Source organism: Cohnella sp. CFH 77786, assembly GCF_019400745.1.
GTDB lineage: Bacteria > Bacillota > Bacilli > Paenibacillales > Paenibacillaceae > Cohnella.
The window spans coordinates 79,446-98,987 of sequence record NZ_WJIB01000012.1; the positions used below are offsets into that span (position 1 = coordinate 79,446).

Sequence of the window (19,542 nt, forward strand, 5' to 3'; positions counted from 1 at the left end):
TAGAAAATTTCCGAAGGCGGTAAACTTGGATAAATCTATTTGAAAAATCATATAGAATCTGCCCTATTCTCCACCTACACCACGATTCTATTCGATATTTCATACAGATTTACCGGGAGTTCTCTCATTTAAGCTTGATTCACTCGACTAAGCTTGATTCACTCGACTCTTCCGAGCCGTTCGCCGATCAAGAAAGACCCCTTGCGCGGTTCTGCTTTCTCAACATATAGCATACCTAAGGAGTTCGCAGAAATAACGTCTCCGGAAGTCGCTGCAGCGCTCGTAGCCGGGGATTTCGCAGAAATAACGTCTCCGGAAGTCGCTGCAGCGCTCGTAGTCGGGGATTTCGCAGAAATAACGTCTCCGGAAGTCGCTGCAGCGCTCGTAGTCGGGGATTTCGCAGAAATAACGTCTCCACAAGTCACTGCAGCGCTCGTAGTCGGGGATTTCGCAGAAATAACGTCTCCACAAGTCACTGCAGCGCTCGTAGTCGGGGATTTCGCAAAAATAACGTCTCCGGAAGTCACTGCAGCGCTCGTAGTCGGGGATTTCGCAGAAATAACGTCTCCACAAGTCGCTGCAGCGCTCGTAGTCGGGGATTTCGCAGAAATAACGCCTCCGGAAGTCACTACAGTGTTCGCAGTTCCGGAAGACACCACCTGTCAGTCGCAAAATCCGCTTCGCAAGACGAGCAGAACATGAACGGGAGCGCCGGAACGTAACGGCTTCCCTGTCGCTTCCCCACAACCGCTCCTCGCAAACTTATAAACTTTATCCTGTTGAAGAAGGCTGTCCCCCTAAGAAGAGCAGTCCGTGAGGACCTTGGGGGACAGCCTTTCATTTGCCTGCATGAACCGCCAAATACTTTTCGATTCTCCGCTCGTCCGTGATCAGCGGACACGTGTAACAGTAGCGGTCCTCTCCGGGCAAACAATAGTTTAAGCAGCATTTGTCCCGGACCATGATTCGGCGTCCCTCATGAAGCGGATCTCCAATGCTGCGAAAGCCGGGCAGCAGCGGATTCGCTTCTTTGTCCGGGAACCACGCGGCTTTCCCGGGCGCAGTCATCCTCCGATAGACGTCCTCTATACGCCGGCGATCTTCGCCGGTTTTCGCTTCCCGCATCCAAACCTCTTTCCAATAGGCCATCGAATACGAAAGCGTTGCCCATAAATGAGGCTCCTGGATCCGGGTATACCGGACCGCCATGTTCACGACGGGCGTGACGTTGACGGCAAAGAGATGCCGCAAATAGAGTTCGGTTCGTTCTTCCTCACTGCCGGCCGAATCCAGTTCAGCGAGCGGGCGGGGATCGGAAACATGAAAGTGGAGGCCTTCCTCATCCAGCGCGATCTTCATGTTGCTCCACGATACGTCCATTCCGTAAGAATGGTGGATCCAGGCGTATAGAGCACCCACGACCAAGGGGCTGTAATGTTTGATCCATATCGAACCGGTCACCTTCAAGTTCGGGCTTCGTATATAAGCGCCGAACCTTTCGAGAAGATCGGGAAATTGATCCTCCGTTTCCGGACCGACCTTATCCGTCATGCCCTTCTCGATCCCGGAACCCAGCGATATATCGTGACGGTCTTTTAACAAAACCGGATCAACCGGAGACATGCTCGAACTCGTACCCATCCCCATACTCCTTCATTTAGAGATTCGAATATTTTAATGATTATGATAATCGTTCTCAAGTCCTGAATCAACTCGGTTCCTGCCGCGGAACGACATTTGAATTCGCTGTTGCGAACGGATCCGCTATCCGGTATCTTAGTGTTAGGGTGTGCGGAAATAATTTTCTTATATTCTCGAAATAATATGAAATTAATTTTCCCAAGAAAGGTCTGTGGCAGCTTGAGCATTTTATCCGCCATTCGTGAGAAGATAGACAGCCTTCACCCGAAGGAACGCGAGCTCGCGGCTTTCGTGCTGGAACAGCCTCAGGAAGCCGCGCAATTGAACATCACGGAGCTGGCCCGGCGCGCGGGCAGCAGTTCCTCGTCGGTATCGCGCTTCTGCAGGACGTTCCATTTCCGCAGCTTTCCGGAATTCAAGCGCAAGCTGGCAGCCGAATTGGCGGGGCAAGCCGCGCCGATGCAGTACCAGGACATCGTGGCGGGCAATCCCCTGCCCGACATCGTATCCGCCATTACCGCAAACCATCTTCGTTCGTTGTCGGATACGACGCAGCTGCTCGATTTGGATCAACTCCGGCAAGCGATCGTGGCCCTGCACCGGGCAAGCCGGATCGACCTGTACGGGGTCGCGACGTCGGGGCTGGTCGCCCAGGATTTCTGGAGCAAGCTGATCCGCATCGGCAAAGCGGCCGCTTCATTCTCCGATCCCCATATGCAGCTGACCTCCGCGGCCTCCCTCACGTCGCGGGACGTCGCGGTCGGCATTTCCTACTCGGGCGAAACGACCGCAACGATCCATTCGCTGAAATGCGCCTCGGAGCAGGGGGCCGTGACGATTTCAATTACCCGCCTAGGCACGAATCCGCTTGCCGCTTTGGCCGACATCCGGTTGTTCACCTCATCGGCGGAAGCCGGCATGCGCCGGGGAGACATGGCGTCCCGCATGGCGGCGCTGCACGTGGTCGACATTCTGTTTACGGGGCTCGTCAGCGAGCATTTCGGCGAATATGTCCCGCGGCTGGAACGGTCGTTCCAGACCGTTCGCAAATACACGGGCAAAGAGGAGAGGAATCCGCGATGAACGTACTCGTATTCGACACGGACGACAAGCTGAACGAGGCGGGGGCCAACATCATTTCCGGCATCGTCCAGACAAGTCCGAGGGCGGTGCTGGGACTTGCGACCGGCGGAACGCCCATCGGCATCTACCGGCAGCTGGCGGCCGATTTCGAGCGGGGGATGTTCAGCTTCCGCAACGCCGTCACGTTTAACCTCGACGAATACGTCGGCCTGCCGGAGGATCACCCCGAAAGCTACCATTCCTACATGAGGCACCATTTGTTTCGCCACATCGACCTGCCGGACGCCCAAGCCCATCTTCCGAACGGCAATGCGGCCGATCCGAGAGCGGAATGCCGCCGTTACGACGAGCTGATCGAACGGCACGGCCAAATCGACCTGCAGCTGCTCGGGCTCGGCCACAACGGGCATATCGGTTTTAACGAACCCGCCCACGCCCTGACCAAAGGAACCCATGTGGTCGAGCTCGCCGAGGCAACGAGAAAGGCGAACGCCCGTTATTTCCTCTCCTTGGACGAAGTGCCCTGCCAGGCGATCACGATGGGCGTCGGAACGATCCTGAAAGCGAAGAAAATATTGCTCGTCGTCAAAGGAGCGGATAAGGCGGACATCGTGGCGAAAGCACTCCAAGGCCCGATCACGACCGATTGTCCCGCCTCGTTGCTGCAGACGCATCCCAACCTGATCGTGCTGCTCGACCGGGCGGCCGCGGAGAAACTCGGATGAACGGTGCGATCGGAATGGATCGTTTGATCGTCGGGGCGAAGATCGTCACGCCGGCCGGGATTCTGGAGGACGGCTGGTTATGGATGCGTCACGGGATCATCGCCGGGCTCGGCGGCGTACGCGGGGACGGCGGCGTTGCCGGCGCGGAGCGCCCTCCGGCCGAGGCAGAGAATGCAGTACGCGTAGCCGGATCGGGCGGCTGGGTGCTGCCCGGGTTTATCGACATGCACGTGCACGGCGGGGCAGGCCACGATTTCATGGACGCGGAGGACGAGGAGCTGCGCGCGATCACCCGTTTTCACGGGCGGCACGGCACGACGGGCATGCTCGCCACCTCGATGACGGCGCCGCGGGAGAATCTGTCCCGCGTGCTCGAAAGGGTCAGCCGATTCATCGGCGCGGGCATGCCTTACGCCCGGCTGCTCGGCGTGCATATCGAGGGGCCGTTCGTCAGCCTCAAATGGAAAGGCGCGCAAAATCCGGCCTACATTCTGCCCCCCCGCTTGGATTGGCTGGAGGATTGGATACGCGACTATCCCGGTCTCATCCGCATGCAGACTTTGGCTCCCGAAACGGAAGGCGCCCCGGCCTACATCGAACGGTTGGCCGCCGCGGGAGCGGTGCCCGCATGCGGGCATACGGACGCCACCTACGACGAGCTGGTTAAGGCAGCCGATCGCGGGCTCCGCCATGCGGTCCATACGTTTAACGCGATGCGCCCTTACCACCATCGGGAACCCGGTACCGTAGGCGCCGTGTTGACCGATGACCGGATCATGGCGGAAGTGATCGCCGACGGCCACCATGTCCATCCCGCGGGCATCAAGCTTCTCGTGGCGGCCAAAGGGGTCGACCGCGTCATATTGGTCACCGACGCGATGGCCGCTGCCGGCATGCCGGACGGCGATTACGAAATCGGCGGGCTTCCGGTCGTCATGGCTATGGGGGTCGCCCGATTGAAGGACGGGGACAGCCTCGCGGGCAGCACGCTCACCATGGTCGACGCTTTCCGGTTCATGGTGCGCGAAGTCGGCGTTTCCGTCCCGGACGCGAGCAAGATGGCCAGCGCCAATCCGGCGCGGCAGCTCGGCCTGGCCCGCGAGGTCGGCACGCTCGAAGCCGGCAAACGCGCGGACGTGCTGCTGCTCGACGGCTCGCTAACGCTGCGCGGCGTCTGGGTCGGAGGTTCCGAGCTGAGGGAATAGCGAGGAAAGCGGCCCGCGGGGTACACGGAAATGGTGTGGCTCCGCGGGCTGATTTACATGTTGTCTATGCAGCCGCTCTTTCGCGTCCGAATGATGCAACTTTCTTGCACAACTCCGCCGCTCCCCGCCATCTGGCCCGACTTATGCAACTTTCTTGCACAATTCCTTCACGCCCTCCACTGCAATCACGCCACCCTCCGCTTTTCCACATTTTTCAGCAAGAAACTACGGTATCGCTTATAATGGTAAAAGAGTGAAGCGTACGGAAATCACAGGAAATCGAGGAATTCGAAGAAATGGGGAGACCGATGATCCGAATCGTGATCGCCGACGACCAACGGCTTCTGCGCGACGGCCTTCAGACGATGATTAACCTGTCCGAAGGCATGGAAGTGGTCGGGCTGGCCGAGAACGGGCGCAGGGCGCTGGAGCTGACGGAGACGCTGCGCCCCGATCTCGTTCTGATGGATATCCAGATGCCCGAGATGGACGGCATCGAAAGCACGAGAAAAATCCTCTCCCTCTATCCGGATACGAAGGTGCTCATCCTCACCACTTACCCCGAGGATGATTACATTATCGACGCCTTGGTCTCGGGAGCGAGCGGATTCCTGCTCAAAGACTTGCCCGGCGACAAAATCATCGCCGCCATCCGCGACACGATGGACGGCACCCTCCTGATGCCGACCGCGATATCGGCGAAGCTCGCGGCACGTCTGGCCTCCGGTGCCGCCGCGCCGCCCTCGGCGCGTCCCCTCCAGCCGATCCGCCCGGACCAGGATCCCGGATTCACGGAGCGGGAGCTGAAAATCATCGAGCTGATGGCCGAGGGACGCAGCAACCGCGAGATCGCGGGCTTGCTCTACATCAGCGAAGGGACGATCCGCAACTATATCAGCATCATCTACAGCAAGATTGGGGTGAACGACCGCCTCAAAGCCGTGGGCCTGCTAAGGGACTGGCTGCCCCCGCGTTCCTGAAAGTTCGTGAGCATTCCTGAACGCGTCCCAATCCCAATCGCCCCATCGGAGGTTTGAACCGTTGCTGCCCGCCAAACTCAAAAAATGGATGCGAAGACTGGGCCTTGTCCTGCTGCTCGTTACCGGGTGGACGGTCCCGATCCTGTTTCTGTCCGAGAACGGAAACGTACGGACGACCGATCTGAGCGCCAGCCCCGAATGGCAGTTCCACGAAGGCGATTTGCCGCTGAGCGTCGTGATGAACCCCCAGTCGATCAGCGCGGACTGGACTCCGCTCCGGGAGACGGACAAACGTCTTTCCAAACCCGGCTATTATTGGCTGAAGATCGACATCCGCTCCGAGCCGTACCGCGATCCCCATCTGTTCATCAACGATCTTCGCCATTATGAAGCCTACTATAACGGGAAGCTGCTCATCGAATCCAATTTCGCGGACCGCGATCCCCGCATGCTGGAATATTACGAATGGAATCTCGTGTCCTTCTCCTTCGGATACCCCGCGGAACCGCTGCTGCTTCGCGTCTATTCCGACGACGGAGTGGTCAAAACGGGAACGATCCGGGTCGGCAACGCGGCCGACTTCATCGTGCGGATCCTCCACAAGGACGGCGACAAGCTGCTGTTCGGGGTCATCTTCACGCTGCTGTCCGTCGTGGCGGCGCTGTTCTATTTCAACACGAGAAAAAAAATGTATTTCTACTTCAGCCTGCTCGCCTTCTGCGCCGCATACGCGAGCATATGCCGCACTTTCGCCCTGGGGCTGTTCGTCGACGCCCCCTCCATGATCTATTATCACGAGCTCATGCTTCCGCTCGGATCGTTCGCGTTTAACGGCTTTTTCCATCATCTGTACGGCGTCGCCACCCGCTTTCACCGGTCGGCCCGCTACTGCATGCTGGCGTTTACTTTCATTTGTTTCGGCGTCGGCTTCTGGGACAACCAAGCCTATCACACGCTTCTTTTCTATGTGTTCCCGGTGCTGTTTCTCATCCTGATCTTCTCCTCCATGCGAATGCACTCCCGCATCCATAGAGGACAGCGCAGCAAGGAGTCCGTCATCATCATTTTCGGTTACGCCGTCTCGAACTTCTCGACGTTCCTGTCCTCGATGCTGCTGCTGTTTCCTTCGCTGCGGACGTATTTGCAGCACCACGTTCCCTGGCTCACCCCTTATGTCCGGGACGACCAGCTTCCGGTCTTCACCGGCATGTTCATCTTCCTCTGCTGCATGGGCACAATCGTCCTGATGCGGGAAAACGAAGTCCATCGGCAGGTGCACGGCTATTCCCGCGAGCTGGAGGAGAAGAACCGGAAGCTGGAGGAGATCGACAAGCTGAAGGACGAGTTTCTGGCGAACACCTCGCACGAGCTCCGGACGCCCTTGAACGGCATTATCGGCATCACCGAATCGCTCTTGGAGGGAGTCGCGGGACCATTAAACGAATTGGCCAGAAGCAATTTGTCCATGGTGGTGTCGAGCGGCAAACGGCTTTCCGGCCTCATCAACGACATTCTCGATTTTTCCAAACTGAAGCATTCGGGAGTCGCGCTCTTCATCCAGGGCGTCGATTTGAAGCGATCCGCGGACGGCGTGGCGAACGTGCTTCAACCTCTCGCGCAGCTCAAGGATATCCGGCTCGCCAACCGGATCGACGACCGGCTTCCTCTCGCGGCGGCGGACGAGAACCGGGTGCAGCAAATTTTATACAACCTGGTCGGCAACGCGCTCAAATTCACGGAGCAGGGTTACGTGGAAATCACGGCGCATGTCGACGGACCCTGGATTTACGTATCGGTATCCGACTCGGGAATCGGCATTCCGGCGGATAAGATGGAAGCCATCTTCGAGCCGTTCGAGCAAGGAGAAGGCTCTGCCGCGAGGGAATACGGAGGAGCCGGTCTCGGCCTCGCGATCTCGAAGAAGTTGGTGGAGCTGCACGGAGGATCGCTCGGCCTCGTGTCCGTTCCGGGCAGAGGGTCGACTTTCACGTTCACGCTGCCGATCGGGGACCCGAACCTGCAGGCTCCTTCTCCCGCAGTCGCGCAGCCTCGCGCTGCCGCTCCCCTCGTCGCCGCGGCCGTGGAACGGACGGATCCGCTCCCCCTGGAAGAAGAAGCCTGGACGCGCCGCGAAACGTGCCTCCTGCTCGTCGACGACGATCCGGTCAACCTGCAGGTGCTGACCAATTTCCTGTCTACCCAGCCTTACTCGATCCTCAAGGCGGCGGGCGGCGTGGAAGCGCTTCGGATGTTGGAGCAGGGAATCCGGCCGGATCTGGTGCTGACCGACCTCATGATGCCCCGCATGACGGGCTACGAGCTGAGCCGCAAAATCCGGGAGCGATACAAACCAAGCGAGCTCCCGATCATCATGCTGACGGCCAAAAACCAGGTAACCGACCTGGTGGAAGGGTTCGACGCGGGAGCGAACGATTATTTGATCAAACCGGTCGCCAAGCGGGAGCTGCTCGCCCGGATCGAGCTGCATCTCCAGCTCAGCGAGCTGACCGAATCCCTTGAACGCAAAGTGCAGGAACGTACGCGGGAGCTGCACGAGAAAAACGTCGAACTGCAGGCCGCCATGCAGGAGACGGCTCAGGCGTTGGCCGAAGCCTCTATTCTGGAGGAGCGAAACCGGATCTCGTTCGAGATCCACAATACCGTCGGCCATACGCTTACCGCATGCATCGCCCAGATGGAAGCGGCCAAAATGCTCATCGCGCACGGCCGGACGGAGCTCGCCCTTCCGAAGCTCGACACGTCCCGCGAACTGGTAAGCAAAGGCTTGAACGAAATCCGCGAGTCGATCCGGATGCTCAAGCTGGAAAGCACGGACGAGAACTTATCCGACAAGCTCATGCGCCTGATCCGGGAAACCGAGGAGTCCGCGGGCGTCCGTATCGAAGCGGATATCGCTCCGCTGCCCGCGCTCGGTTCCTTCCAGAAAAAGACGATCTACCATGCGTTGATGGAGGGGCTCACGAACGGGATCCGGCACGGGGGCAGCGCCTCGTTCACCTTTACGCTTACGCACGGGAACGGAAAAATGTATTTCCGGCTCTCGAGCGACGGGGAACCGGTCCCGGAAGGCTCGGCGTTCGGCTTCGGTCTGTCGGCGATGGACGACAACGTCCGCCGTATGGGCGGACAGCTGACGCTTGAATCGACGGGGGAGCGGGGGACGCTGCTGTCCATCGACATCCCGCTCGATTGGAGGACTCAAAGCAAATACGTGGAGGAAGCGGGGAGATAGGAGACCTCCGGCAACGGGTCGTGCGGGCGGTTCGTCAGAATCGCCCTTAACCATTTTTCTGCGGCCATGGCGGGCTGCTCTCCGCTGACGCAGAAGACCGAAACCACCCCGGCCGACGTTCCGAGCAATCCGAAGAACAAGGGCGCGATCATTTGCGACAGCCGGTTGACGGCCAGGCGGAGTCCCAGGACTTCGCCTGTTCTCGTTATGGGAGACGCGTTGCAGGCGGTGGTTATGGAGAGCGGCTGCCTGCAGACGAGGCCCACTCCCATGACGGCGCTGAGGAGCGCGATCGCGAATAAACCGCCGGCCAAGGGGATGAGCAGAAACGCGAGCCCCGCCGTCAGGATCGAGTCCGGAATAATGAAGCCGCGGTTAAGCCGGTCCGTGAGCCGGGTGAGATTCGGCATGATATGCAGGCTCAAGATGATCGATACGCCTTATTATGACAAATTCCTTCTTCTTTCAACAAAATTTCGCGCAATTTTTTCCCGAAATAAAGGAAAACAGGGACCCAAAGTCGAATGAAAGAAAGCGATCTAAGCAAGCCCAGGAGGAAAGTCATGAAATGGAGACGTCATAAGTTTACTTTTATGGTTATTCCGGACGAGGCCAACAAGCAGGTGGTTCGTTTTCAGCTATCGGGAGCTACCCTGCTGTCCACGCTGATCTTGCTGGTGGTACTAGCCGTAACGGCTGCCGCATCGATGGTCATGTACGGGAAGCGAGCGAACGAGGTCGGCCGCCTCCAGCAAGAATTGGCTTCATCGACCGGACAGTACGAGAAGATCATCTCCGACAAAGACCGGCACATCGGGGACCTGCAGACGGAAGTCGCCGGACTGTCCGATCAAGCGAAGAAGATACAAAACAAAATGGCGGATATTCATAAGCTCGAATCCCAGCTCAAGAAAATCGCCGGCATTCCGAACGCCGGATCCGCTTCCGGGACCAAAGCCTCCGCAGATAACCAGGATGCGTACGCGATGGACGGAGAAGGTACGGGAGGAGAAGAACTTCCGGTTACCGATGAGGAGATCGACGGCCTGCTGCTTCAGACCACCCGCGATTTCTCCGACATCGCCGGCATGATCGATGAGATGAAACCGCGATTGGAACAAACGAAGGACGCCGTTCTGAACATGCAAAACCGGCTGCGCGTAACGCCCACGATCTGGCCGGCGGACTCCCGGAAAATCACGTCCCCGTTCGGAGTCCGCCGGGATCCCTTCACCCATCGGGCCCGGTTCCATGCCGGCCTGGATATCAGCGGCGACATCGGCGATCCGATTTACGCGGCGGCGGACGGCATGGTGACGCATACCGGTTATGACGGTTCCCACGGCAATAACGTCATGATTTTGCACGGAAACGGGATCGCCACGCATTACTCCCATCTCAGCAAAATCCTGGTGAAGCCCGGAACCAAAGTCCGTAAAGGGGATCTCATCGCGGAGATGGGGTCGACCGGCCGAAGCACGGGCCCTCACCTTCATTACGAAGTTTACGTTGGCGGCAAGCAAGTCGATCCTCAGCCCTACCTTCAAAACAGCAGGGAGGATATTAGGCCATGACGATGTTCAAAAACAAGAAGTTCAAAATCGATCCGAACATGACCGACACCTTGATCGGCGAAGGCACCCATTTCGAAGGCAAAATCAAATCCGAAGCCAGTATCCGAATCGAAGGTCATTTGACCGGGGATATCGAATGTACGGGAGACGTGACGATCGGCGAAAGCGGATCGGCCCGGTCCCATGTCCGGGCCCGGAATGTCATCCTGGCCGGCCAGGTGACGGGAGACGTCCATGCTTCCGGCACGCTTACGATCAAGGCAACGGGCAAGCTGAACGGCAACCTGTCCGCCCGGGAGCTGTCGATCGAAGCCGGCGGCGTTTTCCAGGGCACGAGCAAGATGGAGAACGGCGGGGAATCCGCCGCAACGGAAGAGCAAGCTTCTTCGGCCTGAAACCAAGAACCCGCCCGCGCTTTCCTTGCCACGGATTCCTCCGCGTCCGCGCCGAAGACCGGCCAACGAGAATCCAGCGTCTCCGCGAATCTTTCGCCCCGCTTCTCCGTAATACGGAGAGTCGGGGCGATTTGCGCGTTCTTCGGCCCTTCGTGTATGATTCATAGTGGGATCCCACGACCTCACAGCCGACAATGGAGTGAAAGCGAATGGATGAATTGAAACAGGCCTACGAAACCCTTGGATTGCCGGAAAACGCGACTCGGGAGCAGGTCGAGCAGCGATACTTCATCCTCCTCAAGAAAGCCCGGTCCAAGCAGACGGAGTTGAATCTCGACGAGATCACCCGAGCCTATAACTTGATCGTGGGCGTCGAGTCGGAGAAATCGACGACGCTCGAAAAGCAGAGCAAAGTGAACTATTTCTTCTATTACTACAAATATCACGTGCTCGCGGCGATCGTCATTCTGATCGTGGCCATCGTTTCCGTGAAAGGGTACATCGACCGCAAGAACGAGGAAGCGAACAAACCGCCCCTCGATCTCGCCGTCACCGTTTTCGGCAACTTTTACAACAACGACGACAGCAGCGAACTGCTTTCCCGGAACTTGCTCCGGCTCGTCCCGGATTGGAAGCGGATTGACGTCGGCATTTCCTATATCCCCAAGGAGTTGCAGTCCCAGCAAGACATCGCCATGCAGCAGAAAGGCATGCTGACGATCATGACGGAGAAGATGGATCTGATGATCCTCGACGAGAAAAATTTCGAGCAGCTGGCCAAGCAGAAAGCCTTCGTTCCTCTGGACACGCTGGAGCCATGGCAAGAATGGAACAGAACGCCCGAAAGAATCCGCAGCGTGCTGGCGGAAGAGGAAACGAGTTCTCATCCGTACGGAATCGATATAACCGGCAGTCCGATTTTCGACGGCACGCAGATCGAATCTCCCGGGGAGAAGAGAATTTTGGTCATGAGGGCCGAACCTCCGCACAAGGACAAAGCCTTGCGGCTGATGAAGCTGATCACGGAGCTGAAATAAGGAAAAACCTCGATTCGCTTCACCCTGCCGGGTGAGAGGAATCGAGGTTTTTTTCTTATCCTAGCGGGAAAACCAATAGACGATGGCGACTGCATGCACGGCGAGCATGAGCGGAATGCCTGCATAGAAGGCTGCGTGTTTCGTTTTGTGCCGGTGCGTCCGCATGGCGATCCAGGCGCCGAGCGCCCCTCCGGCTGCCGCTGCAAGCAGAAGCGTCCGCTCGCGGATTCTTCGGCCGCTCCTTCGGGCTTTCGATTTGTCGGCGGCCATCAGTCCATAAGCGGTTACGTTCATGATGCCCAAATAGATCCATAATGCGTCCAAAACGGTATCCTCCGGAGTTTCATGGAATCATTTCGAATGGGATACTGGCAACTTACGGCTATTCCCGCAACGCTTCCCGCAGCCGACTGGACATTGCGGAATCCGCGCCGGCGATCGGTTTGCCGGCTGTCTTCCGGAGCTGTTCCCGCAAGCGGGCGTTGGACTCCTTCAACTTTTGCAGCTCCTTTTGCAGTGCGGCTTTGTCGTCTTCGTCCCCCCTGTCTCCGAGGCATTGCCCGTTCGTATAATAGTGGTCTTCCCGGTAGACTCGGAACGCGATTTCCAGTTCGGGCAATCCCAACCCGCGGATATGGCGGTCGACAGCTTCGGCGAACCGGTCCCGAACGGCGGGACCGCGGTCAAACCAAGCGACATCGATAAAGGGATAAGAGGGTACGATTTCACCCTGGGAGACGGCGGTCGTAGGGAAGCATTCCAGCAAAAAGTAGTCTTCCGGACATTGACAAATGTCAGCCAGTTCGGAAACAAGCGGCGCGCTGACGGCACGGATTTGTTCGGCGGGTATGCCCCGTATGAGAAGGTGCGGCACGGCAAGGACTCCTTTGGATGTAACCTGTCCCATCTAGAATACCGAAAAAATGGGCGGGATGCACGAATTCCGGTATAAGAAATCCGCCGCTCTCCCGCCTTTTCGACCGATTAAAGTAACCCGCCTTTTCCTCCAAAGGAACTTAACTCGGCCTAAACCGCATGGGGGAGCCGGAGTTGAGGCACAAAGGGACTTAACTCGGCCTAAACCGCATGGGGGAGCCGGAGTTGGGGCACAAAGGGACTTAACTCGGTCAAAACCGCATGGGGGAACTGGAGTTGAGGCACAAAAGGACTTAACTCGGCCAAAACCGCATGGGAGAGCCGGAGTTGAGGTACAAATGGACTTAACACGGCCAAAACCGCATGGGAGAGCCTGAGTTGAGGAACAAATGGACTTAACTCGGCCTAAACCGCATGGGAGAGCCTGAGTTGAGGCACAAAGGAACTTAACTCGATCATAACCAATTAAAGTAACTTTCTTCCTTTACTCAGCCACTCTCTCGCCTTTTCGATCGATTAAGATGCTGCCAGCGTGTGATTGGCGCCCCAAGCCGGATATTCTTTTCACATACCTACCCCGAAGACCTGTAATTTCGGGTAAGTAACCCGGCTACGCCGTCCTTTTCGGACGGATAGACGTTTTATCGAAGTAATTCACAAAAGTATTGCAGATTTTATACTTTCTGAATCGCCGAAAAAACCGGCCATTCGGCCGGCTGTGCATTCGTTAAAGCTTATTGCCGATCTTCCTTCTCTTCAGGCTCGTCGTATTTGTTGATGTGGGCGACCATCGCCTCCACCGCTTCTCCGCCTTGCGTGCTGGAGGGAACGGCTTTGACCTCGTCTTCCGTATCGTCCAGGAAGTTCTGGTGATCCGCGCGGATCGCGTCGATGCTGTTGCTCATGAATGCCGCTCTCCCTTCGTTAGCCGTGCTTGATCGACAAGAGCCACTCCTCGTAACATTCCGGACACAACACGTCCAGTCTGTCTTCGACACCCGTGGCGTCGTAGATGGTGACCGTATGTGCCGTTTCCGATTCCCGTCCGCAATCTTGACAGGTGTATGCCACGAATCATCCCTCCACGACTGGTTGCTAAACACTAGCATCCCCTCCGCGGCAGATTTTATCGATGCTTTACGATTCGTATCGGGAGCAATCTCCCGGCATCCGCGCCATTTCGAATCGAAAAGTCGGTTGCGGACCGGAAATCCATGGGATATAGTGGGTGTGGAGGTGCTTCCCATGTCCAGAACCAAAACACGCAAAGCACGGCTCAAATGGGAACGGGCCGGCGGAATCCAACCCGGCATCCTACGGCAGGAATGGACCCGCAAACCGCAAACGCAAATCAAGCCGAACGACAAAGCAGAACAGCGCCGATCGCATTGCCGCCACAAGGGCAGCCGCGACGGCGCTGATTTTTTGTTATGTCCCCCGGATGCGAAACCTTACAACCATTTCCTCACCCGTTCCAGCAGCCAGTGCAGCCACGGCCTGTGGACGGGAGGGCGATGGACGGTTTTCCCGTTGTGCAGCCGGATCCAAGTCTTGAAGCTCCGTTTCCCCGCCGCGAGCCGGATGACGCGCGCGCCTCGGGAGAAGCCCCATCTCCCGTACGCCTGATACCCGCTTGACCGTCCATAATACAGCCACGTTCCCAGCAGGTTGCCTCCATAGTCGTTAATATGGTCATGGCCGCAAAACGTCCCCAGCACGGAGCCTCTGGAGGACATGGCCGCGAAGAAACCGGAATTGACCTTCGGGCTCGATACCGGCTCATACCGACGACCGTAGCACACCCGCGTCCGCCATGCCTCCGCGTACTCCGGAAGGGGGATATGGAAGAAAGCCAGCGAAGGCACTCCCGCTCCGCCGTTCGTCTTTGCCAGTTCCTCGGCTTGATCCAAGTACCAATCGATCTGGCTCGTACGGATCCAGTCGTAACCCGGAATCGCGGGAATTTCGGAGCGGTCCCCCGAATCGAGAAAAAACAAAGCCGCTACCGTCCGCCCGCTGCCGTCGTTCAACCGGATCCGATAGTTGCCGACCCCGTGGACCTCCGCAGGCCCCGGCTCCGCCATACATCCCGGGAGCTCCCGCATGACGGCCATCAGCTCTCGGCGCGTCGCCCCCCGCTCGGCATCATGGTTCCCGAACACCGCGGCCCAGGGAATGCCGCTGTTCGCCGCGACGGACAGAACATCGCGCATCGACCGCCGCGGATCCTTGCAGTTCGGACTGTAAAGGATATCTCCCGTAAACACGATCAGGTCCGGCTTCTCCGCCCGCAAGACCTTCTCCATCAGATCGCGCGTGCGCAAATCCTTCGGTTCTCCGTTCTGCCAATGCAGGTCGGTGAATTGCACGATCGTGAACGTCCCGTCCTCTCGGAACCGCAGCGTCCGGTCCATCCCATTCCTCCCTCGTTAAGGCAGCAAATAAAGCAGGATCGCGAAATAATGGCACATCGATCCCCCGACCACGAACAAGTGCCATACTGCGTGATGGTACGGAAATCCCCTCCATACGTAGAAAACCGCCCCGAACGTATACAGAAGCCCGCCGATGACGAGAAGCCTGACGCCCCCGGGGTGCAGCAGCGCCTGCAGCGGCTTCCAGGCGAAGACGATAAGCCAGCCCATCGCCACGTAGAAAAGCGTGGAGAGCACCAGGAACTTTTTCGTGAAAAACGCTTTGAAAACGACGCCGCACGCCGCCAGCCCCCATACGGTTCCGAACAACGACCATCCGAGCGGGCTCCGCAGCGCGGTTAGCAAGAGGGGCGTGTACGTGCCGGCGATGAACAAATAAATGCAGGAGTGGTCGAACGTTTCGAACAGGTCCTTTACTTTGCCTTCCGGAAAGGCGTGGACCAGCGTGGACGCGGTATAGAGCAACACCATCGTGACTCCGTATACCGTGAAGCTGACGACATGCCAAGCCGTTCCTTTCCAGGCGGAGAAAACGATGAGCAGCACCAGCCCCGCGATGCTGAGCGCCGTTCCGATGCCGTGGGTGATGGCGTTGGCAGCTTCTTCCCTCTTCGTATAGACGTACGTGTCCATATGCGGGATCGCCTCTTTTCTGCTGCGCATGCATGGATTATCGGGCCGGAAGGACGAGCTTCACGGTCGTCCCTTGCCCCGGCCGGCTGCTGACGGAGAGCGACCCTTGGTGGGCCTGGATGATTTTGTAGCTAACCATGAGTCCGAGACCGGTCCCCTTCTCCTTCGTCGTCAGGAAGGGCTCGCCCAACCGTTCAAGCAGCTCCGGGGGCATGCCGACCCCTTCATCTTCAATATACAGGATCAATTCCCGCTTCGAAACGTCTGTTTCGTACCGCACCGACATCGTCCCTCCGCCGGGCATCGCTTCGATCGCGTTTTTCATCAGGTTGATCAGCACCTGCTTGATCTGGTTCTCGTCGCATTTGACTTTGGGCAGATCCTCGGCCGATTCGACGCGGATGATGACGTTGTGCAGAATCGCCTGGGATTCCAAAATGGGAATGATGCTCGTCAAAATGCGGTGGATGTCGTGTTCCTTGAGCTGCTGGCGGTTGTGCGGCTTGGAAAGCAGCATGAATTCGCCCACGATGTAATTGATTCTTTCCAGCTCGGTCAGCATGATCTCGTAGTACTTGCGGTTGTCGTCCGAATTCTGGTGCAGCAGCTGCGTAAAGCCTTTGAGCGCGGTAAGCGGGTTCCGTATTTCGTGCGCGACGCCCGCCGCCAGCTGGCCGATGACGGAGAGCTTCTCGGACCGGATCAAATATTGTTCGGACATCTTTCTCTCGGTAATGTCGAGGAGCGTGCCCGACAGCGCGGGTTTGCCCTCGAATACCGCGTTGGCCAGCTGCATTTCCAGGTACAGGGTTTCCCGGTTGCGCTTAAGCCCCGTCACGCCGAACCGGGCCGTCGGAATACTCTCCCCCAGCTGGTCGATTTCCGACAGAAACCGGGGAATATCCGAGTAGGCGATGTGGTTCAAGATCGATCGCCCTGCCATCTCTCCCCGCGCATAGCCGAAAATCTCCTCGCAATACCGGTTGACGTACTCCAGCTTTCCGTCCTGCTCGATAAATACGCCTACCAGCGCGTTCTGCGCCCAATTTTGGTAAATCACGTCCGTTTCCCGCAAGGCCTGATTCACGGACTCCGATTCGCGTATCCCGATAAACAAGCGAACCAGCAACAGCACGACGCCCAGCAGGCAACCGAAGGCGACGGGCGTCTGAGGCGAGGATCCCGCGAGCAGCAGGACGAGCAGCAAGCCGCCTAGCACGAGCGGGACGTACCGCCTCAGACCCGTTGCTATTTTCACCCCGGTCCAGTCGTGTTCTCCCGGCTTGCGGCTGCCGTAAGCCCCGGCGAAGCCGATCAACAGCATGCCGGCAAACCAGCAGAAATCGGGAACGTTCACCCCGGGCTCCCGCCAGTCGGTTCTTTCTTCCAGAAACCAGGAGTACGAATTGCCGGCCGTCTTGAACAAGAAACCGACGAGCAGCAAATTCCTCGTCCCCTTGGATACGTTGGACAGGTCGAAAATAAACAGAAACATGACCACGACGAGATTGACCGACGAGCAGAACAAATGGAAGGCCGTCATGGACGCGGTCAAATCGGATTCGGCCGGCGCCGGCCTTATGAATTGCTGCCAGCACAGGGTGACGGATACCGTCGTGAACAGCAGGATATCGAACAGAAACGGAAACGCGGGATTCCTCGCGTTCCGGTTCTGGTAATAGAGCGCGATCAGGAAGAAAACGTAATGAAGCATCCAGAGGATCTCCGAGGGACCGAAGGCATTCGGATCTTCGCCGGTCGCGATCAACGCGGCCGTCTGGTAGGTCAGGGCCGCGAAATAGCAGCAGACGCCGATGGCGTAATGGAGCCAATGCTTCGCCCTGCCGGAATCCCGGTAGGCAAGAACGAGCAGGACGGCGGCGCATAAGGAGCCTAGCGACTGCAGAACGTTGCCGACGGACTTTCCGACAAACCAGTCGCTCCGGAATCCGAATTCCCATCCGACATAAAGAACCAGCAGCAAAATCCCGATCCAACCCGCGACTCGGCTACTTTTAGACAAGCGCTCCCGCTCCTCGTTGGACTTCATTCATAGCTATTCGACATTATTTACCTATTCCATATCCGGCATGGAATTCCTCTTTGTCCAGCCATGCCGTCTGCACTCCGGCTCCATTACAGCGCATCGACGATGTCCCCTGCGATCAGGGAAGCGGAGGTAAACCGGGCGGCGGCAGCGCGGTCTCCCGCCGCGCCGTGCCAATAGACGCCGGCGGCCGCCGCTTGCACCGCGTCAAGCCCTTGGGCAAGCAAAGCTCCGATAACGCCGGCCAGCACGTCGCCCGACCCGCCCGTCGCCATGCCGGGATTGCCGGTCGTGTTGACGTACGCGCTCCCGTCCGGTCCCGCGACCACGGTGCGGGCGCCTTTCAGCGCGATGGTAACGCCATGAAGTTCCGCGTACCGGCGGGCGCAGCCGATACGGTCCCGCTGCACCTCGCGCACGGTGAGGCCGCACAGCCGGGCCATCTCGCCCGGATGCGGCGTCAGCACGGCAGGCCGCGTTCTCCGCGGCCACTCCGCGAATGATTCGCCGGCATCGGCCAGCATGTTCAAAGCGTCGGCGTCGAGCACGATCGGCGCCGACGCGCTTTCCCACAGCTCGCGCAGCCAGGCGGAGTCGCCCGTCCACCGGCCCATTCCCGGTCCGGCAACGACCGCCTGCTTGCCCTCCGCCAACGCAGAGACCTGAGCCGCGGGGGTACTCCGCCATTCCCCACTTCCGCCATCGGGAAGCCCCCGGATCATAGCTTCCGGGAGGCGCCCGGCCAGCGGCATCGCCAGCCTTTCGGGCACCGCCCAAGTGACGAGTCCGCTGCCCGCCCTTAAGGCGGCACGCGAGCACAGCAGCCCGGCCCCGCTCATGTCGCGGGAACCGGCCGCGATCAGCACGTGGCCATAGGTGCCCTTGTGCGTATCGGCGTCTCTGCGCAGGGGCAGGGAAATGCCGAGCTTCTCCCGCAGCGTATCGCCGTCCAACACGTACGTATTCAATTCCAGCTGCCGAACGGCCGCAGCCGGGATGCCAATCGGCCGAACGACGACCTCTCCCGCGGCTTCGGCGCCCGGATGCAGCAGCAGTCCCCGCTTCAGGAGAGCCAGCGCCACCGTGACGCTCGCCCGGATGCAGGGGTTCGCGACCTGGCCGGTATCGGCGTCCAATCCGCTCGGAACGTCCGCCGCCACGATCGGCAGACCGCTCGCGTTTGCTTCCCTGATCAAGGAGGCGTAGGGCTCCCTGGGGGCACCCGACGCTCCCGTTCCAAGCAGCGCGTCGACGATGCCGTCCCATGCCCGCCAATCGAAGCCGCCGCCCTCTCCGTAGACGGCAGAAGGCAGCCCCATCTTCGCGGCGATATCCCGCTGAACGCCCGCCTCGCCAGCCCAGCTATCGGGCGGCATCGCGTAGAGGAGCTGCACCTCGATGCCCCGCTCCGCGAGATGCCTGGCGCACACGATGCCGTCGCCGCCGTTGTTCCCTTTGCCGACCAGCACGACCCAGCGGGGCGCGCCGTTGCGACCGGCAATGCGGCACCGGCCCCAAGCGCCCGCCGACTCGCGCCGAACGATTTCCTCGGCGATTTCCCTCCCCGCGTTCTCCATCAGCACCAATGCCGGAATGCCGATCCCGTCTACGGCGTACCGGTCGATCGCCCGCATTTCCTCGGCTGTCACGAGCAGCAT

19 protein-coding genes are annotated in these 19,542 nt (G+C 58.8%); 9 read left to right on the top strand and 10 right to left on the bottom strand.

Features of this window, described 5'->3' with window-relative positions:
* Window positions 1–201 precede the first annotated feature (201 nt).
* On the top strand, window positions 202–702 hold the full coding sequence (locus GE107_RS18200; protein ID WP_219641420.1) for a hypothetical protein: 501 nt from the start codon (window positions 202–204) through the stop codon (window positions 700–702).
* A 135-nt stretch (window positions 703–837) separates the two neighbouring features.
* Here GE107_RS18200 and GE107_RS18205 read toward each other — a convergent pair whose 3' ends face one another.
* Window positions 838–1,641: an IucA/IucC family C-terminal-domain containing protein gene (locus GE107_RS18205; protein WP_219641421.1), complete on the bottom strand. Its 804-nt coding sequence runs from the start codon at window positions 1,639–1,641 to the stop codon at window positions 838–840.
* A 183-nt stretch (window positions 1,642–1,824) separates the two neighbouring features.
* Between GE107_RS18205 and GE107_RS18210 the strand changes: the two genes are divergently transcribed.
* From GE107_RS18210 to GE107_RS18230, 5 genes are all read left to right on the top strand, one after another.
* A complete protein-coding gene (locus GE107_RS18210) occupies window positions 1,825–2,724 on the top strand; it encodes a MurR/RpiR family transcriptional regulator (protein ID WP_219641422.1) in 900 nt (299 codons plus the stop codon).
* Window positions 2,721–3,449, top strand: coding sequence for a glucosamine-6-phosphate deaminase (gene nagB, locus GE107_RS18215; protein WP_219641423.1), 729 nt, complete (start codon window positions 2,721–2,723; stop codon window positions 3,447–3,449). Before GE107_RS18210 ends, nagB begins: the two co-directional genes overlap by 4 nt.
* A complete protein-coding gene (gene nagA / locus GE107_RS18220) occupies window positions 3,446–4,654 on the top strand; it encodes an N-acetylglucosamine-6-phosphate deacetylase (protein ID WP_219641424.1) in 1,209 nt (402 codons plus the stop codon). Before nagB ends, nagA begins: the two co-directional genes overlap by 4 nt.
* 296 nt (window positions 4,655–4,950) lie before the next feature.
* Window positions 4,951–5,634: a response regulator transcription factor gene (locus GE107_RS18225; protein WP_219641425.1), complete on the top strand. Its 684-nt coding sequence runs from the start codon at window positions 4,951–4,953 to the stop codon at window positions 5,632–5,634.
* Between the two features lie 61 nt (window positions 5,635–5,695).
* Entirely contained in the window at window positions 5,696–8,887 is a 3,192-nt protein-coding gene (locus GE107_RS18230; protein WP_219641426.1) for an ATP-binding protein, read from the top strand.
* Here the strand turns inward: GE107_RS18230 and GE107_RS18235 are convergent.
* Entirely contained in the window at window positions 8,854–9,312 is a 459-nt protein-coding gene (locus tag GE107_RS18235; RefSeq protein ID WP_219641427.1) for an MFS transporter, read from the bottom strand. The genes GE107_RS18230 and GE107_RS18235 overlap by 34 nt on opposite strands.
* A 138-nt stretch (window positions 9,313–9,450) precedes the next feature.
* Here GE107_RS18235 and GE107_RS18240 point away from each other — a divergent pair, with 138 nt between their 5' ends.
* The 3 genes from GE107_RS18240 (at window position 9,451) to GE107_RS18250 (ending at window position 11,893) form a co-directional block, all read left to right on the top strand.
* On the top strand, window positions 9,451–10,461 hold the full coding sequence (locus GE107_RS18240) for a M23 family metallopeptidase (RefSeq protein WP_219641428.1): 1,011 nt from the start codon (window positions 9,451–9,453) through the stop codon (window positions 10,459–10,461).
* A complete protein-coding gene (locus GE107_RS18245) occupies window positions 10,458–10,856 on the top strand; it encodes a bactofilin family protein (RefSeq protein ID WP_255570611.1) in 399 nt (132 codons plus the stop codon). Before GE107_RS18240 ends, GE107_RS18245 begins: the two co-directional genes overlap by 4 nt.
* A 209-nt stretch (window positions 10,857–11,065) precedes the next feature.
* Window positions 11,066–11,893: a hypothetical protein gene (locus GE107_RS18250; protein WP_219641429.1), complete on the top strand. Its 828-nt coding sequence runs from the start codon at window positions 11,066–11,068 to the stop codon at window positions 11,891–11,893.
* Between the two features lie 60 nt (window positions 11,894–11,953).
* On the opposite strand, the gene GE107_RS18255 is transcribed toward GE107_RS18250, so the two are convergent.
* The 8 genes from GE107_RS18255 to GE107_RS18290 all read right to left on the bottom strand — a co-directional run bounded on the left by GE107_RS18255 (window position 11,954) and on the right by GE107_RS18290 (window position 19,542).
* Complete coding sequence (locus GE107_RS18255; protein WP_255570612.1) at window positions 11,954–12,217, bottom strand: DUF1294 domain-containing protein; 264 nt, start codon at window positions 12,215–12,217, stop codon at window positions 11,954–11,956.
* Window positions 12,218–12,275: 58 nt separating this feature from the next.
* Window positions 12,276–12,767, bottom strand: coding sequence for a DUF1904 family protein (locus GE107_RS27240; protein ID WP_219641430.1), 492 nt, complete (start codon window positions 12,765–12,767; stop codon window positions 12,276–12,278).
* 736 nt (window positions 12,768–13,503) lie between these two features.
* Entirely contained in the window at window positions 13,504–13,674 is a 171-nt protein-coding gene (locus tag GE107_RS18265) for a hypothetical protein (RefSeq protein WP_219641431.1), read from the bottom strand.
* Between the two features lie 19 nt (window positions 13,675–13,693).
* Complete coding sequence (locus GE107_RS18270) at window positions 13,694–13,840, bottom strand: hypothetical protein (protein ID WP_219641432.1); 147 nt, start codon at window positions 13,838–13,840, stop codon at window positions 13,694–13,696.
* 380 nt (window positions 13,841–14,220) lie between these two features.
* On the bottom strand, window positions 14,221–15,183 hold the full coding sequence (locus tag GE107_RS18275) for a metallophosphoesterase family protein (RefSeq protein WP_219641433.1): 963 nt from the start codon (window positions 15,181–15,183) through the stop codon (window positions 14,221–14,223).
* A gap of 15 nt (window positions 15,184–15,198) precedes the next feature.
* Complete coding sequence (gene trhA / locus GE107_RS18280) at window positions 15,199–15,867, bottom strand: PAQR family membrane homeostasis protein TrhA (RefSeq protein WP_255570613.1); 669 nt, start codon at window positions 15,865–15,867, stop codon at window positions 15,199–15,201.
* A gap of 7 nt (window positions 15,868–15,874) precedes the next feature.
* A complete protein-coding gene (locus tag GE107_RS18285; RefSeq protein WP_219641434.1) occupies window positions 15,875–17,860 on the bottom strand; it encodes an ATP-binding protein in 1,986 nt (661 codons plus the stop codon).
* A 113-nt stretch (window positions 17,861–17,973) separates the two neighbouring features.
* Complete coding sequence (locus tag GE107_RS18290) at window positions 17,974–19,542, bottom strand: NAD(P)H-hydrate dehydratase (protein WP_219641435.1); 1,569 nt, start codon at window positions 19,540–19,542, stop codon at window positions 17,974–17,976.